The organism is Novosphingobium sp. (assembly GCF_020852455.1).
Lineage (GTDB): Bacteria > Pseudomonadota > Alphaproteobacteria > Sphingomonadales > Sphingomonadaceae > Novosphingobium.
On sequence record NZ_JADZAT010000015.1, the window covers coordinates 1 to 17,909 of the forward strand.

Here is a 17,909-nt window from a genome sequence, read left to right on the forward strand (position 1 = left end):
CCCGCCGAGATCGCCGGCCAACGTGTCTGGGGGCATACCCCCAGACACGTTGCCATCCCATCAAACAACCATCATGAAAGAGCCAGACTCTCCCTCTGAATGGTAACAATCAGGGGAGCACGTCACCGCCAATGAGGAACGCCGCAACGACTCGATTGAACTCGTCAACGGCATCGTCTGCGTTTCTCAGATGTGGATTGCGTGGAATGATCATTGAACCGTCAAATCCGAAGGCCATCGGGTTGCCATGCGGAAGTCCGACATCGACGTAGAATGAAACCCGTTTCAACTTGAGAGGATCGTATGTTCCAGCATTTAGCTCCTCGAGCGTTGGTGCCCATTCGTCGTCGGTGCCTTGGACGAACAAATGAAAAGATCGTGGCGCTGCCAAAATGCAATCGAAGCGGTCGGCTTCTTCTCCGCGTTTCTCTTCAGACATTGATCCTTCGGCATTACCCATATGCCCGAGCTCCGTCCCTCAATCACATGTCGAACATTCAATCCGATTCGCCGATGGGTGTTACATAGATTGGTAGACAGTTATTTCCTGCATCCTGACCTATGCTCAACAAGATAGTTCGCTACCTCAGAAATTAAGTCTGTACCCGCGCATTTTCCTACACCGCCCCCACCTGCTACATTCGCGTCGGCTCTTTGAAACCGTGAACCCGGCACCTGCCGCGCCTCGCCTATGCAAATGCATATGCAAAGCACGACACGGGGATGCACTTTATCAACTAAACCCCCGCGACTCGGGAAATCCTCCCCGGCACGGGGAGGGGGACCGCCCGCAGGGTGGTGGTGGGGACTCTCGTCCTGGCGCCGTGGCGGGTGGGGCGAGTCCCCTCCGTCAGCGCTGCGCCGAAGGCGCAGTTTATCCTGAGCGCGGCTGCTAAGCCGCAAGCCGAAGGGCGCTGCCACCTCCCCCACGGGGGAGGCTGTGAGCGGCGCTACCGCTTCACCCGCACCTGCCAGACCCCGGTGGTCGTCCCGCCGTAGAGCGTGCCATCGGGCGCGATCGAGAGCGAGGCCCAGTTGTTGTCCCAGGCCTTGCCGCGCCCGGTGGGAATGCGCAGCACTTCGCGTCCGGTCCTGAAATCGAGCCCGACCAGCGCCCAGTCGGGCACCTGCTGCCCCTTGGCGTCCTTGCCCACGGTGTAGCTGTAGTAATAGGCGACCCCGTTCCCGGCCGAGAGCTTGCCCACCACCGACGGAGCACGCAGCGGCGAGGTCCAGACCTCGTCGCAGCCGCTTTCGTCCGGGCGGACATCGACGCGGACCACGCCGCCGGTTACCGCGTTCCAGTCGGTCTGCTGGTGCGCGCTGGTGAAGCCGGCGTTGTTTTCGAGCAGGATCGAATTGCCCCAGCCGATCATCGAATTGTCGGTCGCGCTGGCACCGTTGGCAAACACCGGCACCGCGCAGACCTGGCTGCCATCCTTGCGGCGCAGCACCACGATCCGGATCCGCCCATCGGCATTGTCGGCAAAGGTGATCCACTTTTCGCCCAGCAAGGTGGGAGTGGTGCCGCTGCCCTGATTGATCGAGCCGACCTTGCGGCCCGTTCCTCGATCATAGGGGGTGCGCCACAGCAGCAGCGGCTTGCCATCCTGCCCGGCACGGAAGGCGTACTGGGCGTGATCGCTGAGGACGTAGATGGCGTCCTTGTCCATCGCCAGCGCGTTCTGGATCTCCTCGCCCGGCAGGCGGATCTGCGCCACCGCGCCGCTTTGCGGATCGAGCGTGCCCAGCCGGCCATAGCGGGTGGTCCACCAGTAGCGGCCCTGGTGATCAGGCATGACGGTGGTGACCATGTCGCATTCGCCGCTGGCGAGGGGATTGTCCCAGTTCATGCAGTCGTGCGGGACATAGGGCTTGAGGTCCCATTCCTTCTCGACCTGCCAGCTCCACTGGGCACCGTCCTGCTTCGCGACCAGCCGCTGCACCACCTGGCGACTGTCAGCGAAGACCAGCCGGTCCTGCCGGTCGAGGAACATGTAGGCGCCGCCCGAGCTGTCGTTCATCATGATCGCCATGTCGCGCTTGATCATCGCCTGGAACGAGGAGGGCCGCATCGGCAGGTCGTAGTGCGCCAGAGATTCAAGGCTGTCGGGATCGAGCAGGACCATCCGGAAGCCGGTCAGCCCGCCGCACATCATCACCGGCTTGCCGTCGGAGCGATAGACGAAGGTCGAGCACTGGCGCGGCATGCCGTTGCCCGATTTGCGGCTGCGGACCTCCAGATTGGTGCCGAACGGGCCGGCGGCGGGGTGGGTGTCGGACTGCCAGCCACCGCCGTGCATGGTGCCATTGGCAGCTGCCGCCAGGAACGGATGTTCCTCCGCCGTGCCCGGGACCGGCGCCGGGCTGAAATCGGCGGCGAGGGTCACCGTGGTCGGCAGGGCGCCGGGGATCGGCACGGCTTCGGTCAGTTCGCAGTTGAGGTACTTCCACCCGATCGTACCGCCGAACAGCGCCAGCACCAGCGGGGCGATCAGGCAGCCGCAGCCAAGCTTGTTACGCCGCCGTGTGGGCCGGGGCGCTCCGGGCAGATCGGCGCTCAATCCGCGCGGACCTTGACCCTGGGTGCGGCGGCACCCCGGCGCATGGTGGCGAGGAATTGCTCAAGCGGGGCCGGTTCTGCAACGGGTGCGCCGCTGTCACCCTCGCGGGCCCAGAATTCGGCGAAGCTGGGGAACAGCTTGTGGAAGTTGCCCTCGGCCCAGTCGGTCCCCGGCCAGCGCATCTTGTTGTCACCGATCGGCGGCTTGTTGAGGTCGGTCGCATACCAGTAGAGCGGCAGCCGCCGAGCGAAGTACCAGCGCCCGTCCTGGCGGACATAGTCGTCGGAATACATCATCTGCATGATGACCCATTCGTCGCCAGTCTCATGCTCGTTCTTGGAATAGACGATCCCGTGGGCATGGTCAGGATCGTCGAATTCGATCACGTGCCCGCCGATGTGGTGGCTGGTGCCGGTGAAAGGGCTGCGCAGGGTCCGGTCCATATAGGCCCGTAGCGCCTGCCGACCGCTGGCATCCTTGCCGACGCGGACGTCGGCCGGGAACAGCGAGACCATCGCCTCCATGTCGCGCATGTCGAGCGCCAGCGCGTATTTGGCCGGCAGCTGGCGGATCGCGTCGAGCGATTCGAGCCGGTCGATCCGGGCGAGCAGGGCGGTATCGGTCATCGTTCGATCCTTTCGACCGGAGGCAGGTCATAGCGACCGTCAAGCACTTCGGGGCGGGGGAGATAGAGCCGGGCGACCAGGGTGAACGCTCCGGCCGGGATCGGCAACCAGTTCGCCACACCTTCGCGCGGACGGGTGGCCGAAAGGGTCAGCGTCAGCGAGCCGTCGGGGGCGAATTTCAGTCCCTTGGTGCGGCTGCCGATCGAATAGCGGCGCAGGGCGTTCTCGGTCAGCTGCATCCCCGGCGCGGCATAGGGGGTGAGCGACCAGAAGGCATCAACCGGCGGCAGCTGGCCCTTGGAGAAGTGGATGCGATAGCTTGATGTGCCGGTCAGCGGGCGGTGCTGGCTGTCCATCACCGCGGCGGGATAGACCGATTCCTCGCGCGCGTTGACATAGCCGCCGCGCACCACTTCGGCCCGCAACAGGTAGTCGTTGCCGGGGTTGCTGAGGTCGCGGGTCTGCAGCCAGCCGGTTTTGGTGAAGCTGGGCTTGAACGCCGACTTGGCCAGCACCTGCGGCCCGATCCGCACCGCGCAGCCCAGCCCCAGCGCCTGCTTCTCGCCCAGCTTGGCCGGATCGAAACTGGCCGAGGGGCCGAAGCCGGCGCGATCGAACAGCGCCATCAGCGCCTCCTCGCCCGGCTGGCGCGGCAGCGTCTTGAGCGCCTGGTTGAGCACGCTGAAGTAGGCGAGGCTGTCCATCGGCTGCAGGGGTGCGGCCTGGCTGACCGGCTCGCCCGGTGCGCCCTTCATCACGATGGCGCGGGCCAGCTCCTGGGCCTTCGCCTCGTCCTGCGGCCCGTCGACCAGCACCCGGCCGAGCATCCAGGCGGTGTCGGTGGGCAGGCGGAATACCTCGTAGCCCGGCGGTACTTCGCCGCCAGATGGACCGACCAGCGCATAGCGCATGGCCTTGCCGCCATTGCTGCGCGTGCCAAGGTGATGCGGCGCCGAGTAAAAGTCCATGAAGGCCAGCGTGTAATACCGCTGACCCATCGCGGGCACCTCGATCAGTACCGGCCCGCGCGCCAGGTCGATCCAGGCGTTGAGGTACAGCGTGTCCGAATTGGGTGCGCGCAGCTGACCCTGGGTGCTGGGGGTCAGCAGGTGCGGATAGACCGCGATCGTGTTGACCGGCGCGGCAACCGGCTGGTCTGGGCTGGTGCGATGCGTTTCGTTGAAGCGCTGGCGGCTCATGTCGACTATCGGATAGCCGTAGATGAAGCCTTGAAGTCCGACGCTCTGCGCCAGCGCAACTTCGGGATCGTTGGCGGCGGCCTGGCATTGGGCCGGATCGGGCAGGGCCGCAGCAGCGGCAAGGGCAAGAAGCAGCATCTCCCTCCAATCGCGTAAATCGTTTTGGTTGGAGAAAACGATATCCAATTCCGGATTGTGCTGCAACGGGTGTTCGCGTAGAAATGACGGAAATATCTTACGCAATCGGGAGATCGTTATGCAGCTTCAGGGAAAACGCGCACTGGTCACCGGCGCTGCCTCGGGGATCGGCCGGGCGACCGCGATCCGCTTTGCCGCCGAAGGGGCGCTGGTCACGATTGGCGACGTCAATGCGGCGGGGCTGGAAGAGACCGCGGCCATGATGGCCGTGGCCCCACGGATCCAGCCGTTCGATGCGACCGACTATGCCTCATGCCGGGCGCTGGTCGAGGCGGCGGCGCAGGACGGGCTCGATGCGGTCTGCAACATCTCGGGCATGCTCAAATGGGGGCCGAGCGAGGACTTCAGCATGGAAGACTTCGACCGGATCCTGAAGGTCAACACCTCCAGCGTTTTCGCGATCTGTCAGGCGGCCTATCCGCATCTGGCGAAGAGCGGTGGCTGCGTGGTCAACACGGCCTCCACTGCCGCGCTGCAGGGGATTGCCTATACGATCGCCTATTCCGCGTCGAAGCATGGCGTGGCGGCGATCACCAAGGGGCTGGCGATCGAATGGGCCGCCAAGGGCGTGCGGATCAATGCGATCTGCCCTGGCCACGTCAAGACGCCGATGGGCAACGCCCCGCCGCCGCCGGGTGATGTCGATTGGGCGCTAGTGATGCGCAACGCGCCCAAGCTGCCCGACGGTTCCTGCGATCCCGAAGACGTGGCCGAACTGTTCGTCTTCCTGGCCAGCGACAGGGCCCGCAAGATCACCGGATCGCTGTTTACGATCGATGGGGGACAGCTGGCGGGCTGAGCAAGGCCCGCGCTGCGGCATCGCCTTGCAGCAGCGCATTGTCGCGGCGGGTGGCCAGCCATCTGTCCAGCTTGCGTTTGAGCTCCCAGCGATTGGCGGCAACGCGGTGCACTTCGAAGGCCGCGCCGGTCCAACGCAGAACCAGCGAATGCCCACGGGCAACCGCTGTGTCTCCGTCAAGTTCCACCGCGACCGGGCCAAGCACATGCGCGCAGCCATCCGCCATTAGTTGCTGGTGGTTCGCACCGGTGATCAGCGCGGCGATTGCGGCGCGGCCATTCGCTTCGCCAAACCCGGCGATGGCATAGACGCCATCCTCTGCGAACAAGGCCGCCACTCCTTCGGCATTGCCGCTGTCGGCCAGCGGGCCGTACTGCGCGATCAGCTCGCGGATCGCCTCGCGGTCTTCCAGCGCCTGCAGCCGCGCCTCAAACGGCGGCATGTAACGCCTCGGCCCGGGCTTTCAGCGCCAGTGCGCTATCGTCAAAGGCGCGCTTGACCCACGGCCCGGCAAAGCGGTGGACGTGGATGCCGTTGGCGCCCAGGAAGGCGTCGGTCGAATAGTAGCGGCAAGATTCCGGCCCGGTCGCCTCGATCACCTGGTCGCGCCGCGCGGGGTAGGGCCAGAAGTCGAGGTTGGGAAAATCCCAGCTGAGCAGCTTCTCCGGATCGAACGCGCTGATGTATTCAAGGTTCGGTACGGTCGGCCCGCCGGCGGTGGCATAGTTGATCAGCGTCATCTCGATCGGATCGCCGATCTTCAGCGTCGAGACCGCGCGGATGCAGAACGGGTTCCATTCGTTGTAGCGCGGCAGGTCGGTCAGCACATCCCACACCACTTTTGCGGGCGCGGCGATCTCGATCGTTTCGGACCGGGTGATCGCATCGGGGTTCAGCCCCATCACCGGATCGTCGAGATGGCTCCTGGCCGCTTTCATCCAGTCCAGCATTACAGCTCCTCCAGTTTGACCACCCGCGCGCGCGGCAGGGGGTGTTCGCTTGCTCCAGCCCAACGCAGCAGTGCGGTGCCTTCGCCGTGGCCGCAGGTGTCGATCCAGTTGCCGCAGCCCGGATCGCGCGCCGCGCAGACGATCCGCACCGAACCGTCCGCTTCGTAACGGGCCGAATGCTTGTTCACGGTGATCTGCTGGAAGCGGTAGTCGAGGCTTTCCATCCACCAGTTGTCGAGCTGGAAATTCCAGTAATAGCACTCGGGCGGGGTCACCTCGATCAGCCAGGCCTCATCGGGAGCGAGTTGCCAGTAGGCATGGGCGTAGTAGATGTCCTTGGCCCCGCCGCCCTTCTGGAACATCGCCTGGTCGATCGCTGCGAACTGGTTGGGCGAAGCGCGGAACAGCCGGGTCCAGTCGGCAAAGGTGGCGGCGACGCCGTTCACGAACTGGCCCGCTGCGGCCAGGCCTTGCGACAGGCGTTCGGGGCTGAGCGGGGCAGGAGTGGCCGGTCCGCCGATCCGCTCGATCCGGAATTCTCCGCCGCGCTCGGTGGAGCGGTCGAGCGCCGACTGGCGCAGCACGATCACGCTGGCATCGGGTTCCAGCCGCAGCCAGTTCTTGCCGGGTTGCGGTTGGCATGAGGCGATGATCTCCACCTCGCCGTCGGGACCCCATTCGATCTCGCCATCCATCAGCGATCCGGTGGCATGGGCGCTGCCGTCGATGTGATAGCGCATGGCATTGGCGACGATCGAGAAATAGAACATCGATCCGCGCTTGCCGGTGATCCGGTAGTCGCTGGTCCCCCGGATCGAGGCGTTCCAGTATTCGTTGTCGGGATTGTCGGCGCCGATCTTCCCGGTTGCGTGGCTCAGCTGGTAGAAGAACGGAAAGTCGGGATCGCTCGCCTCGACATATTGCTCCAACGCCAGTTTGGAGAGGCGTGACAGATAGCGAAAGCCTTCGGCGCGGGTCAGCAGATCGGCGGGCACATCGGGAGCAAGGATAACCTCGCCGGCCCGTTCCAGCGCCGCGCAATAGTCTTTCCAGGCCTGGGCCGGATCGCTCACGCCGGCACCCAGTCACCGCCGTTGACGTCAAGCATCGCCCCGTTGACCTCGCTGGCATAGTCCGAGAGCAGGAAATAGACTGCCTTGGCGCAGTCCTTGTCGGGCGGGATGTGGCCGACCGGGATTTCGCTGGCGCGCTGCTTGCGAAATGCCGCTCCGGCTTCGCCTTGCGAGGCGAAAAACTGGTCGAGCGGCACGCCGTCCATCCAGCCCATCAGCGCGGTGTTGACGCGGATGCCGGTGCCGGTCAGCTCCACCGCCAGTTGCCGCGACAGCTGGTTCACCGCCGCCTTGGCCATGGCATAGCCGCCTTCGCCGGGCATCGGCTTGCGCGTGGCGAGCGTGGTGATGTTGACGATCGAGCCAGACCCTTGCGCCTTCATCTGCGGCACCACCGCCTTGGCCATGCGCAGCCCGCCGACCGCGATGACGTCAAGCGCGCGGGTGACCTGCTCGATTGGGTGATCGAGGATCGAGGCCCAGTCCGGGTGGTAGTAGGCCGAGTGCACCATGCCGTCGATCCGCCCCCATTTGGCGATCGCGGCTGCGGCCAGCGCCTGGCACTGCTCGTCGCTGGCAACGTCGCAGGGCACGGCAATCGCCTCGCCCCCGGCGGCATTGATCTCTGCCGCCAGCCGCTCGATCGCATCGACCGAGCGGGCTGAGACCACCACCTTCGCGCCTTCCGCAGCAGCGCCACGGCACATCGCCTGGCCCATGCCCGGACCAGCGCCGGTTATGATGACAACCTTGTCTTTCAGGATCATGGAAGCCGTTCCTCGTTCAATCTGTCAGATAGCGTTGGTGATAGAAGGCGAACTGTTCGGTGATGCCGTCAGCAGTCAGGCCGAAATCGGCGGCGCTGTACTTGTGGCGCGGACGGGCCTCGCGGGCATTGTCAGCCACGCATTGCTCGAGCGCGGCGCGGTTGGCCGTATCGACCGGCAGGCCGAGTGCCGATAGCAGCCGTTCGCCGGTGCCCACCGGATCGCGCACGGTCTCTTCATAGCGCACGTCGATCACCTGGCCGGGCGGCAGAGTGGCGCGGATTACCTCGAGCCGTTCGAGCCCGTCACGGAACCGCTTGCTCCAGTGCGCGCCTTCCAGTTCCTTGCGGTAGGTGGCCGAGCTGCCCACGCTGAGCGAGGCGCACATCGAGCAATAGCTGGGCAGCACTTCGCCGACATGGCGGTGGGTCATTACCAGCTTCACGTCCGGCCAGACCTTGAGCAGCCCGCCCAGCGCGCCCAGCACATAGTGCGGAGTCTTGAACACCCACGGTCGCCGCGGCTCGCCGCGGCCCGCGCGCTGGTGCTGGATCGCCTGCATGAACCGATAGAGGTCACGGATCGCCGGTTCGTGGTCCTGCTCGGCCTGCCAATAGCCATAGTCATGGATCGGCATCATCGAATCGTAGGTGGTCGAGAGGAAGGTGCGGTCGAGCAGCACCACCTCCTCGTTGATCGCCATGGCATCCATCGGATCGATCGATTCGAAGTCGGGCCATTCGTTCAGCAGCCAATCGACCATCTGCTGCGCAGCCTGTTGGCGCGGCGCGGGATTGTCTGGGACTTCGCCGGGGAAGGGCAGCGGGAAGGCGGTTTCCCACCACCACAGCGCGGTCAGGCCCGGTACGGCGCCCAGCAGGCGGTGGACCATGGTCGATCCGGTACGCGGCAGGCCGATGATCGCGCAGGCCAGGTCGACCTTTTCATCGGCTGCCTCGGGATGGTCCTTGAAATACTGGACCAGCTTGAGCCGGTCAGCCAGCGCGCTCGAGATCCGCACCCCTGCGCTGCTTGCGGGTGAGACCAGCCCGGCGTCGCGGTTGACCTCTTCGACCAGCCGGGCGAGCGGTGCTTCGAACCAGCGGTCGCCATAGTCGGACACGCCGGTGTCATCGCAAGCCTGTTGCATCAGCGCCTTGGGGTCGAGCTGGCTGGTCATCGCCCTATCCCTGCGCCGCGGTCCGACCGGCCTGCCGCCCAAAGAAGGTGCAGTCGGCAAGGCTGAGGCCTGAGGAATAGCCATGCCCCCAGGCCGGCAGGCCCGAAGTGCAGCGCCCGGCGGCAAAGAGTCCGGCCACCGGTGCGCCATCGCGGCCCAGCACTTCGCCCCGGGCGCTGGTGCGCAGACCGCCCAGCGTGAAGAAGCTGAAATAGCTGCTCTCGAAATTGAGCTCGAGCGCGACGAACGGCCCTTGGTCAAGCGGGGTCAGGATCGGTGCGCGTTTGTCGAACAGCGGATCGCGCCCCTCACGGGCGTGCGCGTTGTAGAAATTCATCGTGTGCGCCAGCGTGCCGGGCTGCATCTCCAGCTCGGCCTCGACCTCTTCCCAGGTCTCGCCGGTGCCCGCGATGCTCATCCGCGCGAAGTCCATCGGCTGGACGAAGTGCGCATTGTCGAGCAGCACGTAAACCTTGCCTCCCCCTTGATCGACCGCGCAGCGGCTGACCCGGCCGTGATAGCAATCCTCGTTGATGAAGCGCTGGCCCTGGACGTTGACGAACACACCCTTGGCGTGGCTTTCGGGCATGGTCCACGGACAGGTGGTGAAGAACTGTTCCATGTGCACCGCCTCGCCGCCCGCCCCCAGGCCCAGCAGGATCCCGCTGCCATCGTCCTTGTCGCCAATCGGGTCGTTCAGCTTGAACGTCTCGGGGCAGTACTTGCGGCGCATGTCATCGTTGAAGACGAAGCCGCCGGTTGCCAGCACCACGCCTTTGCTGGCCTTCACAAAGCGGTTCTGGTTGTCGATCCGCACCACCGCGCCAACGATCTGCGCGCCATCGGCCACCAGCGCCACGGCGCGGGCATCAGTCACCACCTCGACGCCCTTGGCCCGCGCGCTTGCTTCAAGCACATCGACCAGCGGCCTCCCGCCACCCCAGCCCATGTGCTGGATCACGTGACCGCGTGGGGCTGGCTTGGCCTTGTCGCAGAACGGCGCGGCGGCCTCGCTGCCCGACCAGATCAGCGTGCTGTCATCGGTTGGCTCGATGTGCTTGCCGGGCAGGTAATTGCCGCGATAGGGCACGCCCTGACCTTTCAGCCAGGCGAAGTGATTGAGAGCCTCACGGCCATAAAGTTCGCACTTGGCCTCGTCGGCGCAGGGGCCACCGGCCAGCTTGAGATAGGCCGTGAAATCCTCGGTCGAATCCTCGAACCCGGCGGCGCGCTGCGCATCGGTGCCGCCTCCGCCGCCGATGTAGATCTCGCCGCCCGACAGGCCCGAAGCTCCACCGCTGCCCGAATTGCGTTCGAATAGCAGCACTTTCGCGCCGGCATCGGCCGCTTCGATCGCCGCGCAGGCTCCGGTCGCACCGAAACCGATTACCGCGACATCGCATTCGAAGTGCCAGCTGGAAACTTCGCTGGCGGGGTAGGGGCGGTGCAGCGAGACTTCAGGCATTTGTCTGGAGATCCTTCAGTTTGGTCATTCCGGCTTGCGAATGCATGTCCAGCGCCTGGCGCGCCGCTTGATAGGCTTGGCTTGCCCGCTCGAGCGGTGACAGTCCCGCACGCAGCGCGGATTGCCTCGGTATTTCAAGGCTGATCGGGCAGTCCGGCGCAAGTGATGCGACGAAGGCGGCAATGTCGAATTCACCCAGTCCCGGCAATTGGCGCTCGTGGCTTGCTTCCCATTCAAGCCGGTCAGGGGCAATCGCGGCCGGACCGTCGCAAAGCTGCGCGATGCTCACTCTGGGGTTCGGCATTTCAGCCGCTGCGCCAGACCGCATCAGGTGGAGGAGGTCGAGCGTCAGGCCGATATCGCTGCGCTGGATCTGATCGAGCAGTGCAGCCGCCTCATCCAGCGTGCGGACCCGTGAAGCAGGATAGAATTCCAGCGCCAGTTCGATCGCATAGTTTTCGGCCAGTTCGGCCAGGCGGCACAGATTGTCGGCCCGGCGGACCGGATCCGCGTCATAGACCAGTACGTTCGCCCGGCTGCCACCAAGCCAGGCCGCGATCTCCAGCGCGGGTTCCAGATCGGTAACGGTCGTTCGGCCCGCGAGCGTGAAAGGATAGACCAGATCTAGCGTGAGGCCGCTGCTGCGCAAGGCATCCCGGGTAGCCTTTCTGGCGGGAACATCGTCATGCAGCGAATAGGCCGGCATATCGGGCAGCACGGCCATCGATTCCAGAAACATACAGACCCCCGAGAAGCCCGCCTGGCCAGCCGTTTCGACCAGCATCGCCGGTGTCGTATCGACGACCGTCAGATGATCGAGCGACAGGGAGCGGGGGGCGGTCATGCTATGTGGCCTGCTTCTTTGCCTTCAGCATATCGAGCGCCACGTCGACGATCATGTCTTCCTGCCCGCCGACCATCTTGCGACGGCCCAGTTCGAGCAGGATCTCGCGCGTGTCGATGCCATAGGTCTCGCTGGCCTTTTCGGCGTGGCGCAGGAAGCTGGAATAGACCCCGGCATAGCCCAGGCTCAGCGTTTCGCGGTCAACCCGCACCGGGCGGTCCTGGAGCGGCCTGACCAGATCTTCGGCGGCATCCATCAGCAGACCGACATCGCAGCCGTGGTTCCAACCCTTGCGCTCGGCTGCGGCGACGAACACTTCGAGCGGCGCATTGCCCGCACCTGCGCCCATGCCGGTCAGGCTGGCGTCGATCCGCACCGCGCCGCACTGCGCCGCGACGATCGAGTTGGCGACGCCGAGCGAAAGGTTGTGGTGCGCATGCATGCCGCGCTGGGTTTCGGGCTTCAGCGCGCGGTCATAGGCTTCAAACCGCGCGCGCACCCCGTCCATGTCGAGCGCGCCGCCAGAGTCGGTCACATAGACGCAGTGCGCGCCATAGCCTTCCATCAGCAGCGCCTGCTGGGCGAGCAGATCGGGCTCGATCATGTGGCTCATCATCAGGAAGCCCGACACGTCCATGCCCAGATCGCGGGCGATGCCGATGTGCTGCTTCGAAACGTCGGCTTCGGTGCAGTGTGTCGCCACCCGGACCGAGCGGACGCCGATGTCGTAAGCGCGCCTCAGTTCCTCGACCGTGCCCAGGCCCGGCAGGATCAGCGTGGTCAGCACGCATTTGTCGAGCACTTCGGCCACCGCTTCCAGCCATTCCCAGTCGGTATGCGCGCCAAAGCCATAGTTGAAGCTGGCGCCGGACAGCCCGTCGCCATGCGCCACTTCGATCGCATCGACGCCCGAGGCTTCGATCGCTGCGGCGATCGCCTTGACGTGGTCGATCCCGTACATGTGGCGCACCGCATGCATGCCATCGCGCAGGGTGACGTCCTGGATGTAGAGCTTGTCGCCCGCTTCGACGTTGAACTTGCTCATGCCCCCATCCTCCGCGCGGCGAGGAGTTCACCGGTGGCCTTGGCCGCGGCGGTCATGATGTCGAGATTGCCGGAGTAGGGTGGGAGGTAATCGCCCGCGCCTTCGACCTCGAGCATGATCATAGACTTGATCCCGGTGAAATCGCCCATGCCGGGGATCTTCAGCTTGTTGTTGTCGCCATAGCGCTCGAACTGGACTTCCTGCTTGAGCCGGTAGCCGGGGACGTATTTCTGCACTTCGGCCACCATGTCAGCCACCGAACGTCGGATCGCATCTTCGCTGCCGCCTTCGGACAGCGTGAACACCGTATCGCGCATGATCATCGGTGGTTCGGCCGGGTTGAGGATGATGATCGCCTTGCCCTTGGTGGCTCCGCCGACCACTTCGATCGCGCGGGCGGTGGTGCGGGTGAATTCGTCGATGTTGGCGCGGGTGCCGGGCCCGGCCGAGCGTGAGGAGACCGAGGCAACGATCTCGGCATAGTGGACCTTGTCCGATACCCGGGCAACGGCTGCCACCATCGGGATCGTCGCCTGCCCGCCGCAGGTCACCATGTTGACGTTGGGCTGGTCAAGGTGCTGGCTCATGTTGACCGGCGGCACGGTGAAGGGTCCGATCGCGGCCGGGGTCAGATCGACCACCTGAATCCCGTCGGCGCGCAGCGCCTCGTCGTGGACCTTGTGAGCATAAGCGCTGGTCGCATCGAAGGCGATGCCGATGTCCGTGTAGAGCGGGTGCTTGCGCAGGCCTTCCAGCCCTTCATGGGTCGTCGCGATCCCGCGCTCGCGCGCCATCGCGAGGCCTTCCGAGTTCTCGTCGATGCCGACCACAATGGCCAGTTCCATGTTCTGGGGATACTTGATCATCTTGATCATCAGGTCGGTGCCGATATTGCCCGAACCGATGATCGCGGCCTTTACGCGTGCCATTGTGCTTCCTTCAGACGAACCGCGCGGTGCAGCTGCCCACACCGTGCAGGGTCATTTCAAACAGATCGCCCTTCGCCGCCGGTTCCAGCGGGACCAGACTGCCGGAGAGAATGATGTCTCCGGCGTTAAGCGTGACGCCATGCGCGCCCAATGTGTTGGCCAGCCAGGCAACCGCCTGCGCCGGATCGCCCTGGACCGCGCTGCCATAGCCTTCAGACAGCGGGGCGCCGTTCTTGGTGACGGTCACGTGCAGGCCGGGCAGGTCATGCGCGCGCGGATCGGCGCGGGTATCGCCCAGCACGAAGACGCCGCAGCTGGCATTGTCGGCGATCGTATCGACGATCCCGATCTTCCAGTCGTGGATCCGGCTGTCGACAATCTCGAAGCAGGGCACGATCGCCTCGGTCGCCTTGATCACATCGGCAGCGGTCACCCCGGGGCCGCCCAGGCCATCCTTGAGGATGAAGGCGATCTCTGCTTCGGCGCGCGGCTGGATCAGGGCCTTGGCCGCGATATCCACGTCCTCGCCGCACTGCATCCAGTCGGTCAGCAGGCCGAAGTCTGGCTGCGAAATCCCCAGCATGTCCTGCACCGCCTTGCTGGTAGCGCCGATCTTCTTGCCGACCACTGTCTCGCCATCGCCCAGCCGCCGTTCGAGCAGACCCAGGCTGATTGCATAGGCGTCCTCGATGGTCAGTTCGGGATGGCGGGCGCTCAGCGGCGACACCGTGCGGCGTTCGCGCAAACAGCGATAGAGCTCTTCGGCCAGCTGATCGTTCAGGCTCACAGATAGCCTCCGTCCTGGTAGATCAGCGGGGCAACCTCATCGCTGACCGATGCTTCCAGAACCCGGGCGATCACGATCGAATGGGTGCCATAGGCGATCATGGTATCGATCACGCAGCTAAGGTTCGCCTGCGCGCCCTGCAGCCTGGGCAGGCCGTCCTTGCCGATCTGCCATTCGCCCACGCCGAAGCGCTCATCATGCGGCATCCCGCCGCCAAAGGCTGCCGAAACGTCGGCCTGGTGGCGCGAGAGCAGGTTGACCGAAAGCGGGGCCGTTGGGTTGAGCGAGGCGTGGATCGAGGTCGCGCGGTTGACACAGACCAGCACGGCGGGCGGATCGACGGTGAGCGAGGTGATCGAGGTGGCGGCCATGCCGACCGGGCCGTTGTCTCCCTGTGCCACCACGACCGATACCGATGCTGCCAGCCGGCGCATGGCGGCCTTGAACTGGGCGGGCAGTTCCTCGGGAACCAGCGGGTAGCCCTCAGCCACGCAGGAAGTCCACGCCATAGGCGTTGAATTCGGCCGCGCGCTCGACTTGGACCCAGTGCCCGGTGCGGCCAAAGGTCATGCAGCGCACATCGCTGCAGGCATCGAGGAACAGCCGTGCGTGGCTTTCCGGGCAGAATTCGTCGTTGAGGCCCCACATCACCATGATCGGCTTGTCGAGTTCGCCCAGCCGCAGCCCCAGGTTGGGGGTCTTCATCCGCACCAGCACGTCCTTGGGCTGGGTGCGGGCCACGGCAAAGCGTTCGGCGACCAGTTGATCGGGAATCTTGCTGGCGAAATCGGGGTGGACCAGATTGCTGACCAGCCGGCGCTGTTCGTCCAGGTTGAAATCGGGCCCGCCGAAGTTCGAAACCATCTTCGAAATGCCCGGCATGGTGAAATAGCTGGCCTGCTCGGCCACGCAGCCTGGCGCCATCAGCAGCAGCTTTTCGGCGAATTCGGGATGGTCGAGCGTCATCTGGATCGCGACCCCGCCGCCCAGCGAATTGCCGACCAGATGCGCGCGTTCGATCCCGTGCGCGATCAGCGCTTCATAGAGCGTGTCGGTGAACAGCTGCAGCGGATAGTCCACGCCTTCGGGCTTGGAACTGGCGCCATAGCCAATCATGTCGGGCAGGATCACCCGGAAGCCGGCATCGACGAAGGCGTCGATGTTCTGGCGGAAGTTCGAAGCGCCCGATGCGCCCGGGCCGCTGCCGTGGATGAACACCACCGCCGGACCCTGACCCGCTTCGGCCAGGTGGATTTCGTAGTCGCCGCTGACCCGGTAGGTCGCCCGCTTCAGTTCTGCCATGCGCAATCTCTCAGAGGAATGTGAACGTCGGCGGTTCGCCAAACAGGCTGCCGACCACATCGCCATAGCGGTTACCCGGATCGTTGGCGACATGCGCGCGGCCGGCGTTGAGATCGAGCCAGGGCTGGATGATCTCGCTGTGCATATAGATCGCGCGGCCACCCAGCAGTTGCATGATATCGTCCACCAGATCGGCCAGACGGCGGACCACGTTTGACGAATTGTAGGTATAGAGCGCGCGCTTCTCCATCGGGATCGCCTCGCCGCGATTGGCGTAGCCCATCAGGTCATCCATGCTGAGCCGCAGAGTGGCTTCCATCTCGAGGATCTGGGCATGCGCCCTGGCAATTGCCGACTGGAGGTGCGGATCGCTTTTCGATGCCTTGCCGGTGTTGGTCGATACCCGGTTCTCGGCGATCTTGAGCGCGGCATTGACCGCCGCGCGCGCGCCGCCGAAGGCTGCGGTCGAGACCGAGCGGGTGAAGACCTGCGCCCACGGCAGGGTATACAGCGGACCGGTGTTTTCGGCCTGGCCGGGGTTCTGGCACAGGAACCCGTCGATCGCGCGGTGGGTGCGATAGTCCGGCACGAACACGTCGTTCACATGGATATCATGGCTGCCGGTGCCCTGCAGTCCGAAGGTCTGCCAGGCTTCGGTATCGATCGTATAGTCGCTGCGCGGCAGCAGGAAGGTCCGCATATCCGGCGCACCCGAGCCGGGTTCGTCATTCGGCCACACCAGCGCGCCCAGCAGCACCCAGCCGCAGTGGACCGAACCGGTCGAAAAGCCCCAGTGGCCTGACAGGCGGAAGCCGCCTTCGACCGTCTTGACCTGCCCGACCGGCTGATAGGTCGAGGAAACCAGCATATCCTCGTCGCTGCCCCAGACCTCTTCCTGGGCCTGGTTGTGGAACAGCGCCATTTCATAGGGGTGGCAACCCAGCACGCCGTACATCCACCCGGTTGACATGCAGCCTTCGGCCAGCGCCTTCTGCACATCGAAGAACACGTTGGGGTGCATTTCATAGCCGCCCCAGCGCTTGGGCTGGAGGATCTTGAAGAACCCGGCAGCCTTCATTTCGGCGACGGTCTGGGCCGATACATCACGATCGGTGACGCACTTTCTCGCACGCTCCCTGAGCACCGGAATCATCGCGCGGGCGCGCTCGACAAGCTCTTCGGGGCTGGGGATGGCGGCGGAAGCGGGGCTCGATTGGGCTGCGCTGGCCATGATTGCTGTTTCTCCCGGATTTTCGACTCAGGCAAGGCCTTCAGGCCAAGCATTCGTAAAAATTCCTGCCATGCGATACGCAAATCGTCAATTGAAAAGCATTCTGGCTTTCGATATGGCGGTTTTCGAATCCTCCGGACAGCAATTCCTGCTGTTGGCGAAGGATCGGGGAGAGCGGCACCTTGTCAGGTACCATTGCCATTGATCTAGCGGGTAAGGCGGCGATCGTCACTGGCGGCACGCGCGGGCTGGGGCGCGCCATCGCCGCCGCGCTGGCCGATGTCGGGGCAAAGGTGATGGTCTGCGGACGCAATGCCCCTGATGATCTTCCTGCCGGAGTCGAATTCCTGGCCGCCGACATTCGCGATCGCGATGCGGCCAAGGGACTGGTCGATGCGACGGTTGAACGCTTCGGGCGGCTCGACATCGTGGTCAACAACGCCGGCGGTTCGCCTGCCGCCGAAGCGGCCACGGCCAGCCCGCGATTTTTCGATTCGATCCTCAAGCTCAACCTGCAGGCGCCGATGTACATGGCGCAGGCGGCCTATCCGCACATGCTGGCGGCGGGCGGCGGGTCGGTGATCAACATTGCCTCGGTTTCGGCAATCCGGCCTTCGCCCGGCACTGCCGCCTATGGCGCGGCCAAGGCCGGGCTGCTCAACCTGACGCAAAGCCTGGCGCAGGAGTGGGGGCCGCACGGCATCCGCGTCAACGCGATCATCGCCGGGCTGATGCAGACCGAGAATGCCGAAGCCACCTATGGCGACCAGGCCGCGCAGGACGCGGTCGGCAAGTCGATGCCGCTGCAGCGCATGGGCACCGGGGAAGACCTGGCGGGCGCGGTGCTGTGGCTCTGCTCGGATCTTGCGAGCTGGGTCAGCGGGGCACGGATCAATGTCGATGGGGGCGGAGAGCGCCCGTATTTTCTCGACCTGGTAAAGGGGAACTGA

General features: G+C 64.9%; 19 protein-coding genes. 2 read left to right on the plus strand and 17 right to left on the minus strand.

The window, feature by feature from the left end; all coding sequences use genetic code 11:
* Positions 1 to 109: 109 nt before the first annotated feature.
* The 4 genes from IT549_RS07560 to IT549_RS07575 all read right to left on the minus strand — a co-directional run bounded on the left by IT549_RS07560 (position 110) and on the right by IT549_RS07575 (position 4,527).
* Positions 110 to 460, minus strand: coding sequence for a hypothetical protein (locus IT549_RS07560; protein ID WP_292971569.1), 351 nt, complete (start codon positions 458 to 460; stop codon positions 110 to 112).
* 490 nt (positions 461 to 950) lie between these two features.
* On the minus strand, positions 951 to 2,564 hold the full coding sequence (locus IT549_RS07565; RefSeq protein WP_292971572.1) for a hypothetical protein: 1,614 nt from the start codon (positions 2,562 to 2,564) through the stop codon (positions 951 to 953).
* A complete protein-coding gene (locus IT549_RS07570; protein ID WP_292971575.1) occupies positions 2,561 to 3,190 on the minus strand; it encodes a nuclear transport factor 2 family protein in 630 nt (209 codons plus the stop codon). The genes IT549_RS07565 and IT549_RS07570 overlap by 4 nt, the downstream gene beginning before the upstream one ends.
* Complete coding sequence (locus tag IT549_RS07575) at positions 3,187 to 4,527, minus strand: DUF1254 domain-containing protein (RefSeq protein WP_292971578.1); 1,341 nt, start codon at positions 4,525 to 4,527, stop codon at positions 3,187 to 3,189. The genes IT549_RS07570 and IT549_RS07575 overlap by 4 nt, the downstream gene beginning before the upstream one ends.
* Positions 4,528 to 4,645: 118 nt before the next feature.
* On the opposite strand from IT549_RS07575, the gene IT549_RS07580 reads away from it, so the two are divergent.
* Complete coding sequence (locus tag IT549_RS07580) at positions 4,646 to 5,386, plus strand: SDR family NAD(P)-dependent oxidoreductase (protein WP_292971580.1); 741 nt, start codon at positions 4,646 to 4,648, stop codon at positions 5,384 to 5,386.
* Here IT549_RS07580 and IT549_RS07585 read toward each other — a convergent pair.
* From IT549_RS07585 to IT549_RS07645, 13 genes are read right to left on the minus strand one after another with little or no spacing between them, the layout of a single operon-like run.
* Entirely contained in the window at positions 5,355 to 5,828 is a 474-nt protein-coding gene (locus IT549_RS07585) for a nuclear transport factor 2 family protein (RefSeq protein ID WP_292971582.1), read from the minus strand. The two genes, IT549_RS07580 and IT549_RS07585, sit on opposite strands and share 32 nt — an antisense overlap.
* Positions 5,815 to 6,336 (minus strand): SRPBCC domain-containing protein, encoded by a 522-nt coding sequence (locus IT549_RS07590; protein WP_292971584.1) that lies wholly within the window; start codon positions 6,334 to 6,336, stop codon positions 5,815 to 5,817. The genes IT549_RS07585 and IT549_RS07590 overlap by 14 nt, the downstream gene beginning before the upstream one ends.
* Entirely contained in the window at positions 6,336 to 7,409 is a 1,074-nt protein-coding gene (locus IT549_RS07595) for a DUF1214 domain-containing protein (RefSeq protein WP_292971586.1), read from the minus strand. Before IT549_RS07595 ends, IT549_RS07590 begins: the two co-directional genes overlap by 1 nt.
* Entirely contained in the window at positions 7,406 to 8,176 is a 771-nt protein-coding gene (locus IT549_RS07600) for an SDR family oxidoreductase (RefSeq protein ID WP_292971589.1), read from the minus strand. The genes IT549_RS07595 and IT549_RS07600 overlap by 4 nt, the downstream gene beginning before the upstream one ends.
* Before the next feature lie 16 nt (positions 8,177 to 8,192).
* Positions 8,193 to 9,356: a sulfotransferase gene (locus IT549_RS07605; RefSeq protein ID WP_292971592.1), complete on the minus strand. Its 1,164-nt coding sequence runs from the start codon at positions 9,354 to 9,356 to the stop codon at positions 8,193 to 8,195.
* 4 nt (positions 9,357 to 9,360) lie between these two features.
* On the minus strand, positions 9,361 to 10,821 hold the full coding sequence (locus IT549_RS07610; protein WP_292971595.1) for an FAD-dependent oxidoreductase: 1,461 nt from the start codon (positions 10,819 to 10,821) through the stop codon (positions 9,361 to 9,363).
* Entirely contained in the window at positions 10,814 to 11,665 is an 852-nt protein-coding gene (locus IT549_RS07615; RefSeq protein ID WP_292971598.1) for a TIM barrel protein, read from the minus strand. Before IT549_RS07615 ends, IT549_RS07610 begins: the two co-directional genes overlap by 8 nt.
* A 1-nt stretch (position 11,666) precedes the next feature.
* Positions 11,667 to 12,710, minus strand: a complete 1,044-nt coding sequence (gene dmpG / locus IT549_RS07620; protein ID WP_292971601.1) for a 4-hydroxy-2-oxovalerate aldolase — start codon at positions 12,708 to 12,710, stop codon at positions 11,667 to 11,669.
* Complete coding sequence (locus IT549_RS07625; RefSeq protein ID WP_292971604.1) at positions 12,707 to 13,639, minus strand: acetaldehyde dehydrogenase (acetylating); 933 nt, start codon at positions 13,637 to 13,639, stop codon at positions 12,707 to 12,709. Before IT549_RS07625 ends, dmpG begins: the two co-directional genes overlap by 4 nt.
* 10 nt (positions 13,640 to 13,649) lie before the next feature.
* Positions 13,650 to 14,426: a fumarylacetoacetate hydrolase family protein gene (locus IT549_RS07630; RefSeq protein ID WP_292971607.1), complete on the minus strand. Its 777-nt coding sequence runs from the start codon at positions 14,424 to 14,426 to the stop codon at positions 13,650 to 13,652.
* Complete coding sequence (locus tag IT549_RS07635) at positions 14,423 to 14,917, minus strand: flavin reductase family protein (RefSeq protein WP_292971611.1); 495 nt, start codon at positions 14,915 to 14,917, stop codon at positions 14,423 to 14,425. Before IT549_RS07635 ends, IT549_RS07630 begins: the two co-directional genes overlap by 4 nt.
* A complete protein-coding gene (locus tag IT549_RS07640) occupies positions 14,910 to 15,728 on the minus strand; it encodes an alpha/beta hydrolase (RefSeq protein WP_292971614.1) in 819 nt (272 codons plus the stop codon). The genes IT549_RS07635 and IT549_RS07640 overlap by 8 nt, the downstream gene beginning before the upstream one ends.
* 10 nt (positions 15,729 to 15,738) lie before the next feature.
* Positions 15,739 to 16,959 (minus strand): flavin-dependent monooxygenase, encoded by a 1,221-nt coding sequence (locus tag IT549_RS07645; protein ID WP_292971616.1) that lies wholly within the window; start codon positions 16,957 to 16,959, stop codon positions 15,739 to 15,741.
* 182 nt (positions 16,960 to 17,141) lie between these two features.
* On the opposite strand from IT549_RS07645, the gene IT549_RS07650 reads away from it, so the two are divergent.
* Positions 17,142 to 17,909: an SDR family oxidoreductase gene (locus tag IT549_RS07650; RefSeq protein WP_292971618.1), complete on the plus strand. Its 768-nt coding sequence runs from the start codon at positions 17,142 to 17,144 to the stop codon at positions 17,907 to 17,909.

Bases quoted from the DNA above. Each gene is read 5' to 3' on its own strand.
- IT549_RS07605 (WP_292971592.1), bottom strand. From the start codon at position 9,356: ATGACCAGCCAGCTCGACCCCAAGGCGCTGATGCAACAGGCTTGCGAT.
- IT549_RS07575 (WP_292971578.1), bottom strand. From the start codon at position 4,527: ATGCTGCTTCTTGCCCTTGCCGCTGCTGCGGCCCTGCCCGATCCGGCC.
- IT549_RS07640 (WP_292971614.1), bottom strand. From the start codon at position 15,728: ATGGCAGAACTGAAGCGGGCGACCTACCGGGTCAGCGGCGACTACGAA.
- IT549_RS07570 (WP_292971575.1), bottom strand. From the start codon at position 3,190: ATGACCGATACCGCCCTGCTCGCCCGGATCGACCGGCTCGAATCGCTC.
- dmpG (WP_292971601.1), bottom strand. From the start codon at position 12,710: ATGAGCAAGTTCAACGTCGAAGCGGGCGACAAGCTCTACATCCAGGAC.
- IT549_RS07610 (WP_292971595.1), bottom strand. From the start codon at position 10,821: ATGCCTGAAGTCTCGCTGCACCGCCCCTACCCCGCCAGCGAAGTTTCC.
- IT549_RS07600 (WP_292971589.1), bottom strand. From the start codon at position 8,176: ATGATCCTGAAAGACAAGGTTGTCATCATAACCGGCGCTGGTCCGGGC.
- IT549_RS07645 (WP_292971616.1), bottom strand. From the start codon at position 16,959: ATGGCCAGCGCAGCCCAATCGAGCCCCGCTTCCGCCGCCATCCCCAGC.
- IT549_RS07580 (WP_292971580.1), top strand. From the start codon at position 4,646: ATGCAGCTTCAGGGAAAACGCGCACTGGTCACCGGCGCTGCCTCGGGG.
- IT549_RS07560 (WP_292971569.1), bottom strand. From the start codon at position 460: ATGGGTAATGCCGAAGGATCAATGTCTGAAGAGAAACGCGGAGAAGAA.
- IT549_RS07615 (WP_292971598.1), bottom strand. From the start codon at position 11,665: ATGACCGCCCCCCGCTCCCTGTCGCTCGATCATCTGACGGTCGTCGAT.
- IT549_RS07625 (WP_292971604.1), bottom strand. From the start codon at position 13,639: ATGGCACGCGTAAAGGCCGCGATCATCGGTTCGGGCAATATCGGCACC.
- IT549_RS07590 (WP_292971584.1), bottom strand. From the start codon at position 6,336: ATGCTGGACTGGATGAAAGCGGCCAGGAGCCATCTCGACGATCCGGTG.
- IT549_RS07585 (WP_292971582.1), bottom strand. From the start codon at position 5,828: ATGCCGCCGTTTGAGGCGCGGCTGCAGGCGCTGGAAGACCGCGAGGCG.